Source organism: Lysobacterales bacterium, assembly GCA_014946745.1.
Lineage (GTDB): Bacteria > Pseudomonadota > Gammaproteobacteria > Xanthomonadales > Xanthomonadaceae > Aquimonas.
Genome location: JADCRD010000001.1, coordinates 2,097,441 through 2,113,127, shown reverse-complemented (window position 1 = coordinate 2,113,127; position 15,687 = coordinate 2,097,441). Strand labels below are relative to the sequence as shown.

13 protein-coding genes are annotated in these 15,687 nt (G+C 66.4%); 9 read left to right on the top strand and 4 right to left on the bottom strand.

Annotated elements, in window-relative coordinates:
* Positions 1–85 precede the first annotated feature (85 nt).
* A complete protein-coding gene (locus H4O13_08175) occupies positions 86–1,009 on the bottom strand; it encodes an alpha/beta hydrolase (protein ID MBE5315364.1) in 924 nt (307 codons plus the stop codon).
* Positions 1,002–2,108 carry a ferrochelatase gene (locus H4O13_08170; GenBank protein ID MBE5315363.1) on the bottom strand — a complete coding sequence of 369 codons (1,107 nt, stop codon included), beginning with the start codon at positions 2,106–2,108 and terminating at the stop codon, positions 1,002–1,004. Before H4O13_08170 ends, H4O13_08175 begins: the two co-directional genes overlap by 8 nt.
* Before the next feature lie 184 nt (positions 2,109–2,292).
* Here H4O13_08170 and H4O13_08165 point away from each other — a divergent pair, with 184 nt between their 5' ends.
* The 5 genes from H4O13_08165 to tatC all read left to right on the top strand — a co-directional run bounded on the left by H4O13_08165 (position 2,293) and on the right by tatC (position 5,796).
* Positions 2,293–3,252 (top strand): hypothetical protein, encoded by a 960-nt coding sequence (locus tag H4O13_08165; GenBank protein MBE5315362.1) that lies wholly within the window; start codon positions 2,293–2,295, stop codon positions 3,250–3,252.
* A gap of 183 nt (positions 3,253–3,435) precedes the next feature.
* On the top strand, positions 3,436–4,125 hold the full coding sequence (locus H4O13_08160) for a lipid-binding SYLF domain-containing protein (GenBank protein MBE5315361.1): 690 nt from the start codon (positions 3,436–3,438) through the stop codon (positions 4,123–4,125).
* A gap of 90 nt (positions 4,126–4,215) precedes the next feature.
* Positions 4,216–4,446 (top strand): Sec-independent protein translocase subunit TatA, encoded by a 231-nt coding sequence (gene tatA / locus H4O13_08155; GenBank protein MBE5315360.1) that lies wholly within the window; start codon positions 4,216–4,218, stop codon positions 4,444–4,446.
* 16 nt (positions 4,447–4,462) lie between these two features.
* A complete protein-coding gene (gene tatB, locus H4O13_08150) occupies positions 4,463–5,035 on the top strand; it encodes a twin-arginine translocase subunit TatB (GenBank protein MBE5315359.1) in 573 nt (190 codons plus the stop codon).
* Positions 5,032–5,796, top strand: coding sequence for a twin-arginine translocase subunit TatC (tatC, locus tag H4O13_08145; protein ID MBE5315358.1), 765 nt, complete (start codon positions 5,032–5,034; stop codon positions 5,794–5,796). Before tatB ends, tatC begins: the two co-directional genes overlap by 4 nt.
* A gap of 21 nt (positions 5,797–5,817) precedes the next feature.
* Here tatC and H4O13_08140 read toward each other — a convergent pair whose 3' ends face one another.
* Together H4O13_08140 and H4O13_08135 are read right to left on the bottom strand one after the other, a co-directional pair.
* On the bottom strand, positions 5,818–6,504 hold the full coding sequence (locus tag H4O13_08140; GenBank protein MBE5315357.1) for a YafY family transcriptional regulator: 687 nt from the start codon (positions 6,502–6,504) through the stop codon (positions 5,818–5,820).
* Positions 6,501–6,935 carry a VOC family protein gene (locus H4O13_08135; protein ID MBE5315356.1) on the bottom strand — a complete coding sequence of 145 codons (435 nt, stop codon included), beginning with the start codon at positions 6,933–6,935 and terminating at the stop codon, positions 6,501–6,503. The genes H4O13_08140 and H4O13_08135 overlap by 4 nt, the downstream gene beginning before the upstream one ends.
* Before the next feature lie 490 nt (positions 6,936–7,425).
* Between H4O13_08135 and clpB the strand changes: the two genes are divergently transcribed.
* The 4 genes from clpB (at position 7,426) to H4O13_08115 (ending at position 15,504) form a co-directional block, all read left to right on the top strand.
* On the top strand, positions 7,426–10,008 hold the full coding sequence (gene clpB / locus H4O13_08130) for an ATP-dependent chaperone ClpB (protein MBE5315355.1): 2,583 nt from the start codon (positions 7,426–7,428) through the stop codon (positions 10,006–10,008).
* Between the two features lie 13 nt (positions 10,009–10,021).
* Positions 10,022–10,861 (top strand): hypothetical protein, encoded by an 840-nt coding sequence (locus H4O13_08125; GenBank protein MBE5315354.1) that lies wholly within the window; start codon positions 10,022–10,024, stop codon positions 10,859–10,861.
* A gap of 288 nt (positions 10,862–11,149) precedes the next feature.
* Positions 11,150–14,533 carry a hypothetical protein gene (locus H4O13_08120; GenBank protein ID MBE5315353.1) on the top strand — a complete coding sequence of 1,128 codons (3,384 nt, stop codon included), beginning with the start codon at positions 11,150–11,152 and terminating at the stop codon, positions 14,531–14,533.
* 188 nt (positions 14,534–14,721) lie between these two features.
* On the top strand, positions 14,722–15,504 hold the full coding sequence (locus H4O13_08115; protein MBE5315352.1) for an alpha/beta hydrolase: 783 nt from the start codon (positions 14,722–14,724) through the stop codon (positions 15,502–15,504).
* Positions 15,505–15,687 lie beyond the last annotated feature (183 nt).

Here is a 15,687-nt window from a genome sequence, read left to right as displayed (position 1 = left end):
AGCAAGCATCGCGTGCCCGATTCGCAAGCGCTCCCTCCCTGCTGCGCGGAAACATTGGGTTCAGGCTTGCCTTCTGGCTGTGGGACTATCCGTCGGCGGAGCCGTCCGGTGCAAGAAAGCGTCTGATCTCGTCGGCCGCCCGCGCGGGCTGAGCGATGTGCAGGTGATGGCCGCCGGGCAAACGCTCAACCCGCGCCTGCGGCACGCAATCGAGTCTGGCCTGCACATGCAGTTTGGGTAGACGCGGGTCGGGCTGTTCCGCCGCAAGCACCAGCACCGGCATCGAAAGAGCTCGCAGAAGATGCTGCACTTGCGTTTCGCTCATGGGCATGGCCGAGGGCAGCTGCAGGCGCGGATCGGCGGACCACATCCAGCCATCCTCGACCGCCTTGAGCCCGCGTTCAACCAGCGGCGCGATCGCCGCGGCGCTGAGGCCATTGAGCTCGGCGCGCTGCCGGCACGCGTCCTCGATACTGACAAACAGACGCCGTCGCGGACGCGGTTCGCCGCGTGCGGCCAGCGCACGACGCAGCCGGCTTGCGACTTCGGCCTCGGTCAGGCTGAGCGGGCCCAACGCATCGACACAGATGAGGCGCTCAACCCGAGTGGGGGCGGCGACCGCGAACAGGCAAGCGATGGCGGCGCCCATGGAATGGCCGAGCAGAATGCAGTGTGACCAGCCCAGCTGGTTCAGGACCTCCTGCAGCTCAGGCAGATGGTCGACCAAGGCATAGCTGCCCGACGCCGGTCGCCACTCGGAGCGGCCGTGTCCGGCGAAATCGAGCGCCAGCAATTCAAGCTCGGGCAGGGCCGTGGCCAGCGCGGCAAAGCTGGCGGCGTTGTCCAGCCATCCGTGCAGGGCCAGAACGCGCGGCGCCCCCTCGACCGAGGTTGGGAAGTGGAGAGCCGCCAGCGTGCCGGTATCCAGCAGGAACGTGCGCTCCTCGCACCGGCGCAAGGGCGCCGCCATCGCTGCTGCATGCGCGTACCGGTGTTCGCCCTCAGCCACGCTGGAACTGCTCGAAACGCTGGGCCCGAAGCGCGGCCGCGCCGCTTTCGGTCTCGGTATTCCAGGCGCCGGCCTCGAACTCCGGCCAGCCTGCGCCCTGGCGGCGCAGCAAGGGCAGCAGGGCATTGACGTGTGCGGCGCTGTCGTTCAGCGCGGGAACGTAGCGCAGCGCTTCTCCGCCCGCGTGCTGGAAGATTTCGGCGTTTTCGCCGGCGATTTCCTCGATGGTTTCGAGGCAGTCCACGGCGAAGCCCGGGCAGACCACGTCCAAAGTCCGAACGCCTTGGCTGGGCAAGCCGGCGACAGTCTCATCGGTATACGGACGCAGCCATTCTTCCTTGCCCACCCTCGACTGGAAGCTGAGCTGCCAGGCGTCACGCGGGATCTGCAGGCGCTCAGCGACTTCGCGAGCCGTGAACTGGCAAAGGCAGTGGTAGGGATCGCCCGCCGTGAAGTAGCGCTTGGGAATGCCGTGGAAAGAGAACAACAGGCGATCGCCGCGGCCGTGAGCCTGCCAATGCTGGCGGACGCTTTCGGCGACCGCGTCGAGCCAAGCCGGCTCGCGATGATAGTCGGTGACGAAACGCAGTTCAGGCTGAAGGCGCCAGGTCTTGAGTTCATCCACCACGGCATCGAACACCGAGGCGGTGGTAGTGGCAGAGAACTGCGGGTACAAAGGCAACACGAGCAGACGGCGCAGGCCGCGATCCTTCAGTTCGCGCAGCACGCAGCGAATCGACGGGTTGCCATAGCGCATTGCGGCATGTACGCCGAGCGGTCGCCCGTCTTCGGCAAGCGCCGTGTGCAAACCCGCGGCGAGGCCCCGCGTGTAGGTCAACAGCGGTGAGCCCTGCTCGGTCCACACCTGCTGATAGGCTTTGGCCGAACGCCGCGAGCGAAAGGGCAGAATCACGCCGTACAGCAGAGGCATCCAAAGCAGTCTTGGCAGCTCGATCACTCTCGGATCGGCGAGGAACTCTGCAAGATAACGACGTACCGCCGCGGGGGTCGGGGCGTCGGGCGTACCCAGATTGACCAAGAGGACGGCGGTGGTTTCCCGGCTGCCATGGCGGTAGTCGGGTTGGCCAAGGTAGGTCATGCATGCTCCACGGCAGGAAGGTCGAAAGGCAGCCGGAGGTTTCGCCGGCCGATATGGCGCTCGAAATCAATCGCTTATGCGGCGTCATGCCAGCTGTTCAGGCGCGCAGGGCCCTGCTATTCTCGCCCGAGGCGCCGCCAGAGTGCCGTGACGATTACATGACGACCGCAAAGGACGTGGCCTTATGCGCCCGATCGCCCGCAGGCTGACCCTCGCCTTCGGACTGCTGCTCAGTGCAGCGGCAAGCGCGCAGCCGTATGGCTACGCCACGGGCACGGACCCGGACACCCCCGGGCTGCGTGATGCGCTGTATCGCGTCGATCTTGCGACCGGCGCCACCGTTCGCGTCGGGTACGTCGGCTTTCGGGATGTCGATGGTCTGGCCCTGCATCCTGACGGTACCTTTTACGGCGCCGCCGATGGCACCGCCGAGAGCGGCGGCACCAGCGACCTTCTGTTGCGCATCAATACTGGAACCGGTGCGGGCAGCCTAGTCACGCACTTGGCGGGTCTGGCTGGCCAAGGGCCGGGTCAGGGCGGGCAGCTGGATTACGGCCTCGCCGTTTCCTGCGATGGAACGGTGTGGCTCTCCTCTGACACGCTCGGGCACTTGTGGCGAGTGGATCCCGCCAACGGCACGGTCGAACGAGTCGTTTCGGGCGGCCCGTCGCTCTCAGGGCTGGCGGCGCGCGGCACGCAGGTGTTCGGGGTGTCGGTGGATCCCGATCCTGCCCTCTACCGCTATGACACGGGGACCAAGCAGCTGGTGCGAGTCGGCTCGATCTCGGTCATCGATCGCGTGTTTGATGTTGGGCTCGACTTCGATGCCGATGGGCGTCTTTGGGCCTTGCTCGACTATCTGGTTCCTCCCGACGGTCTGCCGAGATTGGCGCAGAACGATCTCGTCGAGATTCATCCCGACACCGGAGCGTTGCTCAGCACCAAGCCCATCACCGGTGCTGGCAGTGGCCTCAACCGCGTGCAGCTCGAAGGTCTTGCGGTGGTTGCGCCCGCTTGCGCTTCTGGCGGTGTGCCGCCCGCGCTGCCTCCGGTTGCCGTGTCCACCTTGAGCGATAGCGGCAAATCACTGCTGATTCTCTCGCTCGCGCTTGGCGCCATGCTGATCCTGCGTCGGCGCGTTTAGACGCCTCGCCCATGGGCGAGGCAAGTTGACGGGTGATTCCCGGTGCTCGGCGTGGCTGAACCGTCCCGGCTGCCACGGTCGATAAGCCCAGATTCATCCGCTGCCGGCCTATAGTCGCTGACCTCGCGCGTCCGGACCGGCGTTCGGATTTCCCGCGAACTTCCCCATTCGATCGGAGCTTTCATGCGTACGTTCGCTCGCATCCTTCTCGCCAGCGTTTTGGGCGTGGCTTTCCTGGCTGTCTCGGCGGCACAGGCGGCCCCTCCGCCGGAGGAACGCCTCGAGAACGCGGCGCGCGTACTCGACGAGACCATGCGGAGCCCTGACCGCGCGGTGCCGAGTCGCCTGCTGGAGGACGCCTACGCGATCGCGGTGATTCCCGATGTGGTCAAGGCAGGGCTGTTGATCGGCGGTCGCCGCGGGCGCGGTGTCGTCAGCGTTCGCACCCCCGATGGCACCTGGAGCCATCCGTCCTTTCTCACCTTGACGGGGGGCAGCATCGGCTTTCAGGCCGGCGTGCAGTCCACCGACGTGATCCTCGTGTTCCGCACCTCGCGTGGCGTGGACTCGATCGTCAATGGCAAGTTCACGCTGGGCGCGGACGCCGCAGTGGCGGCCGGTCCGGTCGGTCGCAATGCCCAAGCCTCCACTGACGCCGATCTGCGCGCCGAGATCTATTCCTACTCGCGCTCGCGCGGCCTGTTTGCCGGCGTAGCGCTCGACGGTGCGGTGCTGTCCATCGATCACCGCGCAAACCAGAGCAGCTACGGTCGTAACGTGACTCCGCGCGCGATTTTCGAAGGGCGCGTGAACGTGAGCCCGGATCAGGCGGTCGACTTCCGTGACCGTCTGGAGGAGTACACCAACCGTTGACTCCACTTGGATGTGGGCTTGGTGGCCTGCGTCATCCTGTTGACGCTTGCGCTGCGCTATCCTCCGCGGTCTGTCTGATGGAGAAGGTCCATGGGTGGTTTCAGCATCTGGCACTGGGTCGTTGTGCTGGTCGTGGTGGTCTTGGTGTTTGGCACCAAGAAGCTCCGCAACGTCGGCGGTGACTTGGGCGCGGCAATCAAGAACTTCCGCAAGGGCATGCACGACGAGGCGGCGCCCGACCAACGCCTGGCCGACCAATCCCGCGAGGGCGAGAACGTCAGCAGCGATGCGGCCAACAAGGCCGGCGATCGCCGCGACTGACGGCGGAATCGCGCGCATGTTCGACCTCAGCATCGCCGAGATCGGCGTCATCGGCGTGGTTGCGCTGTTGGTGCTGGGGCCGGAGCGCCTGCCCAAGGCGGCCCGCACCTTGGGGTTCTACGTCAAGAAGGCCCGCCAGAGCTGGTTCGCGGTGCGCTCCGAATTCGAGCGCGAGCTCGCCACTGAGGAGCTGAAGCGCAGCCTCAAGCTGGATGAGGTTCACGCCACGCTTCAGGACACCGCGCATGAGCTGCGCGCCGACGTCGCTGCAACGGGGCTGGCGCTTGGCGCGGCTGCTGCAGAGGCGCGGGCGTCCGTGCAGGCCGGCACCGGCCCGGATCCCTTGCCAGCCCCGCTGATGGCGGATTCCCAACCGGCCTCGGCAATGTTCGAGCCCGAGGGACTGTCGGCGGAAGAGATTGCGCGGCAAGGGGAGCGGCAAGCGCCCGAGCCCGCTCAGCCGCTGATCCGGCAGGATGACGGGCCGCAGCCCGCTGTGCTGAGCGATTCACCCGCATGCGCGGCAGCTGTGCCGCCCATCCGCTCCGAGCACCCGGACGCAACGCACCAGAGTGTCTCTCGCGAATGAAGCAGCTCCCTGGGCCTTCCGAGGGCGAAGGCGAACAGACCCTGCTCTCGCATCTCATCGAGCTGCGCTCGCGTCTTCTGCGCGCGGTGCTGGCGGTGCTCGCGGTCTTCCTCGCGATGATGCCGTTTGCGAATCGCCTGTATGCCGCGATCGCCGAGCCGATGATCGCCAAGTTGCCTGCCGGCGCCAGCATGATCGCGGTCGATGTCGCCAGTCCGTTCTTTGCGCCGATCAAGCTGGCCTTCGTTGCGGCTGTGACCATCGCCATGCCGGCGATTCTCTACCAGGCATGGGCCTTCGTCGCTCCCGGTCTGTATCAGCACGAGCGTCGACTTGCGCTGCCGATCCTGGTGGCGGCCACCTCGCTGTTCTACATCGGCGCGGCCTTCGCCTATTTCCTCGTGCTGCCGGCGGTGTTCACCTTTTTGACCGCGGTATCGCCGGAGGGGGTGCAAGTCGCGCCGGACATAAGCGCCTACCTCGATTTCGTGCTGGTGGTGTTCCTGGCTTTCGGCTTCAGTTTCGAAGTGCCGGTGGCCGTGGTCATCCTCGGGCTGCTGCGCTGGGTTACGGTGGAACAGCTTCGCGAAGCGCGGCCCTACGTCATTGTCGGCGCCTTCGTCGTGGCCGCGATCATCACGCCACCGGATGTGATCTCGCAGCTGATGCTGGCGATCCCGATGGCGCTGCTGTACGAGATCGGCATCATCGCGACGCGGATGCTGCTGGCGCGTCAACCGGCGCAACCCACCGAGTCCTGAGCGTCTGCTGCGAGTCTGCGTTCATTCGCAGCTTCGCACGCGCTCCAGATAGTCCTCCAGGCGACGGCCCACCGGCCACGCGGGCTGCGCTTCGCCTGTGTCCAGACGCTGGATTCGATCGACGCGGAAGTGTCTGAAGTTGCCGCGCAGATGGCACCAGCCGACCAGGGTCCAGCGATCACCCCAGAAGAACAGGCCCAGCGGGTCCACCCGTCTGGAGCTCGGCCTGGCTTCCGCATCACAGTAGTCGAAGGCCAGACCGCGACGCTCGCGCAGCGCTTGCCGGAGCGGCCCAAGCCAGCGTCGCGTCGCTGGCTCGATGTGGAAGTCCGGCACATGCAGCGCCAAGGCTTGCGCTCCCGCGGCGAGCGGTGGAGGCAATGCATCAAGGATGCGATCCCGTGCCGAGCGGGCTGCGCGCGCCAGATCGCTGTCGCCCCAGGCAGCGGAGATCGAGAGCCCCAGCATCAGGGCTTCGATCTCCTCGATATCGAAACGTAGGGCTGGCATCTTCCACCCCGGACTCAGTCGATAGCCTTCGCCGGGCGTGCCGACGATGGGCACGCCCGAGGCTGAGAGGTCATCAAGGTCGCGATAGACCGTACGCACCGAAACCTCCTCCGTCACCGCCAGTTCGGCGGCGGTGCGGCGGCCGTGGATCTGCAGCTGACGAACCAGTCGGAACAGGCGGTCGGCGCGGCGGCTCATGCGGGTTGCAGTTCCTCTACTGGGCAGTCCGTAGGCGCTTCAAGTCGCCAGGGCTCGCGGAAGCTGCGCGCATACTCGCCGAAGGGGGCCTGCGGACGGTAGCAGTAGAGCTTGAGGCCAGCGGGATCGCGCACCGCGAAGCCGCGATCCCCCCACGCGTGGTCCTCCAGCGGCATCCAGCTCGGCACGCCGGCGACCATCAGGCGCGCGTGCAGGGCCTCGACATCATCGACCTGCAAGTTGAGCACGGCGCCACCCGCGAAGCAGGGCATCGTGTCCTCAGGCGTCGGATGCATCAGGGCAAGTTGCGGAGCGTAGGGGCCGCCCAGCTGCAGCAGCAAGTAGTCGGGTGCATCGAACAGCGCGCGCGCGTTGAAGTGCTGCTCGTAGAACAATCGCGTCGGCGCGAAGTCTTCCAGCACCACAGTCATCAAGGCATGCCGCGGCGGCGGCAGCCGGGTCCACAGCGCGGCCGGCGCCGGAGCCCGGTAGCGGCGGAGCTGCGTCGACTGCATGTCGATCATTCCGAAGAAGGCGGCGATCGCGGGCTGCTGGCCTGCGTGCTGGGCGGCGTGCAGGGCATCCTCCATCGAACGCCAGCGGATGATGTCGAGCCATTCGCCGTCCTCGCCGCGACCGAACTGCCGGCTGAGGAATCCCGGCAGACGTTCGATCGCCGCGTGCGCCGCCCACGCGGCCTCGGCCATGCGCCGATCGGCCTCGGGGCTGCGAGCGCGGAAACTCACCTGTTCAATCACATCGCTTTGCATGCGGTCTCTCCGGCCGTGGTGGAGAGGTCAGACTGCAGTCTGCCTGCTGACAGCGGAATGTCAGGAGGGCACGTGCTCTTGAACATCCGCTTCACAGCCTCATTAAGGGCACATCGCCGCTCGCCGGCTCCGCTTCCTCCGGAGATTCTCCATGCGCATGGACAAACTGACCTCGCGCTTCCAGCAGGCCCTGGCCGACGCCCAGTCGCTGGCGGTGGGGCGCGACCACAACATGATGGAGCCGGCCCACGTGCTGGCGGCCCTGATCGACCAGCAGGGCGGCAGCACGCGACCGCTGCTGCAGCAGGCCGGCGTGAACGCTGCGGCGCTTCGCACGCGTCTCGGCGAGGTGCTCGACCGCCTGCCCAAGGTCAAGGGCCAGGAGGGCAACCTCGCCATCGGCAACGACCTCTCGAGGCTGTTGAACCTTACCGACAAGCTGGCCCAGCAGCGCGGCGATGCTTTCATCGCCAGTGAGCTGTTCGTGCTCGCCTGCGTCGAGGACCGTGGCGACATCGGGCAGATCCTGAAGTCCGTGGGCGCCGATCGCGCCCGTATCGAGTCGGCCATCGACAAGCTACGCGGAGGCGAGAAGGTGCAGAGCGAGAACGCGGAAGAGCAGCGCCAGGCGCTGGAGAAATACTGCATCGACCTCACCGCGCGCGCGGAGAATTCCAAGCTTGACCCCGTGATCGGCCGCGATGAGGAGATCCGCCGCACCATCCAGGTGCTGCAGCGGCGCACCAAGAACAACCCCGTGCTGATCGGCGAGCCCGGCGTCGGCAAGACCGCTATCGTTGAAGGTCTGGCCCAGCGCATCATCAACGGCGAAGTGCCCGAGGGCCTGCGCGGCAAGCGTGTGCTGTCGCTGGATATGGGCGCCTTGATTGCAGGCGCGAAGTTCCGCGGCGAGTTCGAGGAGCGACTGAAGGCCGTGTTGAACGACCTGTCGAAGAACGAAGGCCAGGTCATCCTGTTCATCGACGAGCTGCACACCATGGTCGGCGCAGGCAAGGCCGAAGGTTCCATGGACGCCGGCAACATGCTGAAGCCCGCGCTGGCGAGAGGCGAGCTGCACTGCATCGGCGCGACCACGCTGGATGAGTACCGCAAGTACGTCGAGAAGGATGCCGCGCTTGAGCGCCGCTTCCAGAAAGTCTTCGTCGGCGAGCCTAGCGTCGAGGACACGATCGCCATCCTGCGCGGCCTGAAGGAGCGCTACGCCGTGCACCACGGCGTTGAGATCACCGACCCCGCCATCGTCGCCGCGGCCACGCTGTCGAACCGCTACATCGCCGACCGCCAGCTGCCCGACAAGGCCATCGACCTGATGGACGAGGCCGCCTCGCGCATCCGCATGGAGATTGACTCGAAACCTGAAGAGATGGACCGCAAGGAGCGCCGCCTGATCCAGCTCAAGATCCAGCGCGAGGCGCTGAAGAAGGAGAAGGATGACGAGTCCAAGCAGCGCCTGGCCGATCTCGAAACCGAGATCGCCAAGCTCGAGCGCGAGTTCTCCGATCTCGAGGAAATCTGGCGCGCCGAGAAGGCCGCAGTCGCCGGCACCGCCAAGATCATGGAGCAGATCGAACAGGCGAAATCCGAGCTCGAAACGGCGCATCGTCGCCAGGACCTGGCGCGTGCCTCCGAAATCCAGTATGGCCGCATCCCCGAGCTGGAGCGCCAGCTGCAGGCGGCGGCCGAAACCGAGCAAAAAGGCTTCCAGCTGCTGCAGCAGAAGGTGACCGCGGAAGAAATCGCCCAGGTCGTCAGCCGCTGGACCGGCATTCCCGTGTCCAAGATGCTCGAAGGCGAGCGCGAGAAGCTGCTGCGCATGGAGGACGTGCTGCAGCAGAAAGTGGTGGGGCAGGGCGAGGCCGTGCGCGCGGTGTCGGACGCCATCCGCCGCTCGCGCGCGGGCCTGTCCGACCCGAACCGCCCGAACGGCAGCTTCCTTTTCCTCGGCCCCACCGGCGTGGGCAAGACCGAGCTGTGCAAGGCGCTGGCCGAGTTCCTGTTCGACTCCACCGACGCCATGGTGCGCATCGACATGAGCGAGTTCATGGAGAAGCATTCGGTCGCGCGCCTGATCGGTGCGCCTCCGGGCTATGTCGGCTACGAAGAGGGCGGCTACCTCACCGAGGCCGTGCGCCGGCGTCCCTACAGCGTGATCCTGCTGGACGAGGTCGAGAAGGCCCACCCGGACGTGTTCAACGTGCTGCTGCAGGTGCTGGACGACGGCCGCCTGACCGATGGCCAGGGCCGCACGGTCGACTTCCGCAACACGGTCATCGTGATGACCTCGAACCTCGGCTCGCAAATGATCCAGGAGCTGGCAGGCGACACGGAAGAAGACTACATGAAGATGAAGGCGGCGGTGATGGGCGTGGTGCAGGCGCACTTCCGCCCGGAGTTCATCAACCGGCTCGACGAGCTGGTGGTGTTCCATCCGCTGGGCCGCGCGCAGATCCGCGAGATCGCCCGCATCCAGACCTCGTATCTCGCCAAGCGCCTGGCCGATCGCCAGCTCAAGATCGAGATCAGCGACGCCGCTCTGGACCTGCTGGGCAGCGTGGGCTTCGACCCGGTCTACGGCGCGCGGCCGCTGAAGCGCGCGATCCAACAGCAGCTGGAGAATCCGCTGGCCACACGCATCCTGCGCGGCGAATTCGCGCCGGGCGAGCAGATTCGGGTCGAGGCCAAGGGCAGCGAGCTGGTGTTCGAGCGTGTCTGACACGAGCGCTGGGATGCCGACTGCGCCGGGCCTGACCCGGCGCAGCTTTCTGGGCGCGGCGGTCTCCGCCATGACGCTTTCCGCCTGTGGTCTGCCAACGCGCGAGCGGCCTGAGCGCGTGCTGTTCGTGGGCAACAGCCTGATCTACTTCAACGATATGCCGAGCCAGTTCGCGCAGCTGGCGAGTGCCGCACTCGGGCGCCCGGTTGAGGCCGAGATGCTCGCGCGCGGCGGCGCTCACATCAGCCAGCACGCGGCGGCTGGCGTGGTGCAGCGCGAGCTTGCGACGGGCCGCTACACGGCTCTGGTTCTACAGGAATTCGGTGGCGGCTTGAGCTGTCATGCCGGACTCGAAGAATTCGGGTTCAGCTGCGAGGCGTCTCACGCCGCGCATGCCGATCTTGCGTCGTCGGCGCAGCAGCAGGGCGCTGTGCCGGTGCTGCTGGGTGCCCATCGCATGCAGCGCGGCAGTGCTGTGAATCTCAGTCTGAAGGAGGCCGAGCTGGCCGCTCGCATCGGCGCCCTGCATGCGGCCCTCGGGGACTTTCCTCAGCTCATCGAGGCCCATCCGGACTGGCCGTGGCTGGATCCGGAGGATGGACAGCACCCCGGCCTCGACCTGTCCCTGCTGATGGCCCTGCGCACGCTCAAGACCCTGTACCGGCGGCTGCCGCCGGCTAGCGCTGTCGAACTGCGCTACCGCGATCTTCGTGGCCCGCACGTGCCGCGTCTGGATCGGCTGGCCTCCGCGCAGGAGATTCACGCGCCTTGGCTGCAGCGAAGCCTGAGCGGCGAGGACTTCGCCCAACGCATGCGCGCCGCCGGACTGAGCCTTCCGCCGCGAGCGGGGTAGCCGGGTCGCGCGATACGCGCGGAGCTTTGGGCCGGTACCGCGGAGCCGATGATGATCGGTGCGCGTTTTTGCCGCTTTAGGGGCTGGAGACCCGGATGTCCCGGGTGAGACCAGCCTCGAAGGACGGGGCGCGCCATGAAAACGTTCCTGTTGACCCTGCTGCTTACCTCAATCGCCGGCACTGTCGCGGCCCCGTCCGCGACCGCTGCCGGAACCCCGTGGCGCCCACCGCTACAGCCCGAGGGGCTGCCGCGTTTCGTGACCCAAGGCAGCGAACCGATCGCCTGCATGACGTCGCCGTTCGGGCGCTACGCGACGATGGGCGAGGATGCCGAATACGTCAGCTTCGTAGCCAACGCCAGTACGCTCGGCAGAATCGACGTCTACGAACCCGGGCCGGAAAATGGTGCGGTGCTGGTGAACCAGTTTGGCGCCGACCTGCTTCGGAGCGGCGGTCTCGCGGGTTCGAGTTTTCTTGGTGCCGTGGACATCGATCTCAACGGCGACGGTCGCGATGAACTGATCACCGCGCATCGGGTTACTACTGGCGGCGGACTGCGGCTGGGCGTCTTCCGGCGGGGCAGCAACGGCAGCGTGACCTTGCTGCAGACCTGGAATCTCGCGCGCACCTTCAGCCATGTGGAGCTGAAGGCGGGCGATCTCGACGGCTCTACGGAGGGCAAGCAGGAGCTGGCGATCCTGATTCAGGGCACCAGCCCGGCCGCGCTCGAAACCTACGTGCTGACAGGCAACGAGCAGGGCCTGATCGCTCAGAGCAACGGTGCCTCGGCGGGACGTTGGGTGCTCTCGGGATCGTTCGGTTTGAGCTCGCTGGCGGTGGGTGACCTGATCCTGTCGGGTCGCGAGCAGATGGTCGTGGTCAACGAGTCCGGCGGCGGCGGTACGCGCGCACTGAACTACCACCTGTTGGAGTACCAGCCGACCACCACCGCTCTGCCTGTGGGCTCGGGCAATACGGCAATCGGCAGCCGCAGTTTCGTCACTTCGATGGGCACCAGTTTCGACGTTGACGATGGCAGCGGTGTCTCTGGCGTTTCCATCAACCAGCTGCGCAGCGTCAAGGCGCTGGCCGGCGATATCACCGACAGCGCGGCCGCCGAGTTGATGGTGCTTGTGCTGGTGGAGGGGTCCAGCAATTTCAATCAGCTGTTCGCGCGAATGCACCACTTCACCACGGTGCGGGACCTCGAGAACAACATCACCGCCATCGACTTTTTCCGCCGCGACGCGCAGCGCCCATGGGATTCCAGCTTCGCGGTGTCAGGCCAGAACCAGGGCGCCTTGATCAAGTTCGATGCTGCGTTCGCCAACGTGGATCTGATCTCGCCCAACGAATTCGTAATGGCGTATGCCGAGGGTCAGGACGACCGCCTGCGCGTGCAGGCGCACAAGGCCAACGTCGAGCTCACTGCCGGCTTCCAGTGGCAGCGCAATGGCCGCACGGTCAGCTTCACCGATCGCTCGACCGGGCGGGTCTCCTCGCGGCGCTGGGATCTCGGCGACGGCAGCGGGCCGCTGACAGATCTCAACCCCACGTACACCTTTCCCGCCCCGTCCGGCGCGTCCGCGACCTACAACGTGCGTCTGACCGTCACCGGCTTCAACGGACAGACCGCGATGCGCACCTATCCGGTTACGATCACCAACTCGGGAACGGCCGCCGGTGGCGCCGGTCCGGAGACCCGCTATGCCATGAACACCACCCCGGCCTATTCGGCTTCGCTGGTTGTTGATTCGGCACAGTCGCTGGACGAGCTTCGCCTCGCGGTGGGCGATATGGACAAGCTGGGCATCGCCGAGGTCATGACGATTGTGAACGATCGCAGCCAGCAGCTGATCCGCTCGATCTGGCGTCTGCAGGACACCGCCAACCCGGCGAGCTTCAGCGGCCGCCATCTGATGACCCCGACGGCGGGCCTCGACAGCACGACGCGGCTTGCCCTGCTGGCGGCCGACACCGATGGCGATTCGGTGCGCGCCAGCCTCGGCGCCGACTGCCGGCAGGTCGAAGAGCCGCAGGTGCGGCAGGTGGTCTGGCATCCCCCGTACTTCGAGCGCCTGCAGCTGAATGCGGAGAAGTCAGCGGCCTTCGGACAGACCACTTCCGGCCAGACCAGTGTCGAAAAGCGAGCAGGCAGCTTTACCTCGCACGACGTCTCGGCGTATGTGGGTGCGTCGGCGGGCTTCGACATCGCCGGTGTCGGCGTGGAGACCTCCGTCAAGGTCACAGCCGGCTACAACTACCAGGCCAATACGGGCGCGATCCACGGCAGCGAGAACGGCTTCGCTCTCAATCAGGGGTTCTCTTCTTCGCTGGGCGAAGCGCTGATGGTGGTCGAAGAGAACAGTTTCCGCTGCTACAGCTATAACGTGCGCAGTGAAGCGGGCGGCGTCGTGCCGAACAGCGGTCTGCGGATGTGCGAAGTGGTGGAAGACACCCGTGGCGTTTCCGCGACTACCGCCGAGTTCTGGGATACCACGGTCGCGGCGTCGGGCGGTGGACTGCCTCCCGCGCAATGGGCCCCGCTGCACCGTGACTGGGCCAGCCTCAGCCTCTTCCAGACCGCGACGACCAACGTGGTGGCCGCGAGTGGCACCTCGGCGAGCAACGTGACCGATGGCCGCTTCAGCACATGGCTGGCCAGCAACGGCAACGTGACGCGGCCCTATGTGCAGATCGATCTCGGAGAGATTCGCGACATCTCGAACATCCGGGTGTTTCCGCGGGCGGGGCGCGCGATCGATCTGAAGGGTTTCCGGCTCTATGTCTCTGAAAGCCCGATGACCGGTGATGGCGTTCCGACTGGCAGTGGAGTCCGCAGCTTTGCCCCGGAAACGGACGATGACATGGCCTTCGACCGCTGGAGTGTCTGGACGCGCGATCCGGCATCACCTTCCCAGATGCTGCGCGCCCGCTATGTCCGGCTGCAGCACCCGGGCACGGCGACCCTCAACGTCGCGCAGATCCAGGTCTTCGGCGACGTGCATGTCGAGCCCTATCGCTACCCGCAGGATGTCTGCGATCCCGATCGCAGCGACAACACGTTCCTGGTGCGGATGTGGAACCCACGCACCTCCGGCTGGGCCAACATCGAGTCGCGCGGTGAAATCCTGTGGAACGGAAGCGGTGACATGCAGGACTGCACCAACTATTCCGACATGCAGCGCTTCAGCATCTGGGACAGCGTGTTCGTCGGCAGCCCGGGCAGTGTGACCTGGAATCTGAGTCAGGAAGGCGGCGTCTTCAGCGGCGACTTCAAGGGCTTCGAAAGCTCCAATCGAGTCGGCGCCGAGTTCGACATCGAGGCCGGGTTCATCGTCAATGTCCAGGCCGGTGCAGCGTACGAGTACAGCTTCGGAGTGACGGAGGAGGTGCAGACCACGCAGTACTGGGGCAGCGGCCTGGACATGGGCGGCAGCATTGGTGGTTTCGCGCCGGAGTTCTCGGGCCTCGTGCAGACCTGTCGCTACACGCCGCGGCCCTACGCTTACCGTCTGATGGACTACTCGAACACCGGCTACGAACACACCATGTTCGTGGTCGACTACGTGGTGCGCCAGGGCGCCAGCCAGTGGCAGCGCGACAACGTGCCGCAGGCGTGCAGGAACGTGCAGCTGCCGCCGGAGATTTTCGACAACGGCTTCGAGTGAGGCCACCGACGTGGCGGCGGGTGACCGGGCTTCGACATCCCCACGTCGGGCCCGGTCCTCGCGACGGCCAGGTCATCTGCCAGGGGGCGGTCAGTCGATCAGGCTCCGCCCCATGCATCGCAAAGCCGCGGCCTTCACGGGCCTGCGGCTTTCATGTTCGTGAAAGCCACGAACTGCGAGAACCTCTGATGCCTGCCTCGAACCTGTCCCGCGTCCTCGGCGCGCTTTGGCTGCCGCTGCTGCTGGCAGGCTGCCTCAACATGGGCGATCGACGTGCGCCCATCCCCTTCGAGCGCATCAGCGGCAGTGGAACCGCGGACCGCAAGACTCTGGTGATCGTGCTGCCCGGCCGCGCCGACAATGTCGAAGTCATGCGCGAGTTTGGCGTGGCCGAGGCCATCCAGGCCGGCTGGCCCGAGGTCGACGTGCAGCTGACCTCGGCCACGCTTGCCTACTACACCGACGGCGGCCTGCCCGAGCGGGTCCGGGCACAGTTCATTGAGCCTGCGCGTGCCCAAGGCTACGAGCGCTTGATTCTGATGGGCGCTTCAATGGGCGGCATGGGCAGCCTGGTGCTCGACGAAGCGCATCCGGGCGTGTTCGAGCATGTCGTGCTGATGGCGCCTTATCTCGGCCGCAAGCGGGTGATGCGTGAGGTGGAAGCCGCGGGCGGTATCGCTGAGTGGCAGCCCGGCCCCAAGCCCGAGGTCGTTGACCGCCGCAACTTCGACCGCGAGCTGCTGTGGCGGCAGATCGCCAGCTACGCTCGCACTCCGGCGCTGCGCGAGCGCGTCTGGCTGGCCTATGGCGAAGAGGATCGTCTTGCGGCCACCGTGCCGGTGATCGCGCCGGCGCTTGATTCCACACAGATTCTGCCGCGCCCCGGTGGGCACAAGTGGGTGGTGTGGAACGCGGCGGCGACCGAGATCTTCGCTCGCCTGCGTCGCGAAGCGGCGCCGTCCGCACCCTGAGTTCGAGTTCGAGTGCGGGCGAGCGAGCTCGCGTTGCGCTCAGCATCCGCCTGCAGCCAGCGCACCCGCGGCGGGCTGCGAGCTTCTCGGTAGACGATGAGCCGCGCGACTTCGGCGACAGCTGCGTCGCAGGCGGCGGGTCGCGAACTTGCCAGGAAACGGCGAGCAACAAAAAAGGCCGGC

Bases quoted from the DNA above. Each gene is read 5' to 3' on its own strand.
- H4O13_08115 (MBE5315352.1), top strand. From the start codon at position 14,722: ATGCCTGCCTCGAACCTGTCCCGCGTCCTCGGCGCGCTTTGGCTGCCG.
- H4O13_08140 (MBE5315357.1), bottom strand. From the start codon at position 6,504: ATGAGCCGCCGCGCCGACCGCCTGTTCCGACTGGTTCGTCAGCTGCAG.
- tatB (MBE5315359.1), top strand. From the start codon at position 4,463: ATGTTCGACCTCAGCATCGCCGAGATCGGCGTCATCGGCGTGGTTGCG.
- tatC (MBE5315358.1), top strand. From the start codon at position 5,032: ATGAAGCAGCTCCCTGGGCCTTCCGAGGGCGAAGGCGAACAGACCCTG.
- H4O13_08120 (MBE5315353.1), top strand. From the start codon at position 11,150: ATGACGTCGCCGTTCGGGCGCTACGCGACGATGGGCGAGGATGCCGAA.
- clpB (MBE5315355.1), top strand. From the start codon at position 7,426: ATGCGCATGGACAAACTGACCTCGCGCTTCCAGCAGGCCCTGGCCGAC.
- H4O13_08165 (MBE5315362.1), top strand. From the start codon at position 2,293: ATGCGCCCGATCGCCCGCAGGCTGACCCTCGCCTTCGGACTGCTGCTC.
- H4O13_08135 (MBE5315356.1), bottom strand. From the start codon at position 6,935: ATGACTGTGGTGCTGGAAGACTTCGCGCCGACGCGATTGTTCTACGAG.
- H4O13_08170 (MBE5315363.1), bottom strand. From the start codon at position 2,108: ATGACCTACCTTGGCCAACCCGACTACCGCCATGGCAGCCGGGAAACC.
- tatA (MBE5315360.1), top strand. From the start codon at position 4,216: ATGGGTGGTTTCAGCATCTGGCACTGGGTCGTTGTGCTGGTCGTGGTG.
- H4O13_08125 (MBE5315354.1), top strand. From the start codon at position 10,022: ATGCCGACTGCGCCGGGCCTGACCCGGCGCAGCTTTCTGGGCGCGGCG.
- H4O13_08160 (MBE5315361.1), top strand. From the start codon at position 3,436: ATGCGTACGTTCGCTCGCATCCTTCTCGCCAGCGTTTTGGGCGTGGCT.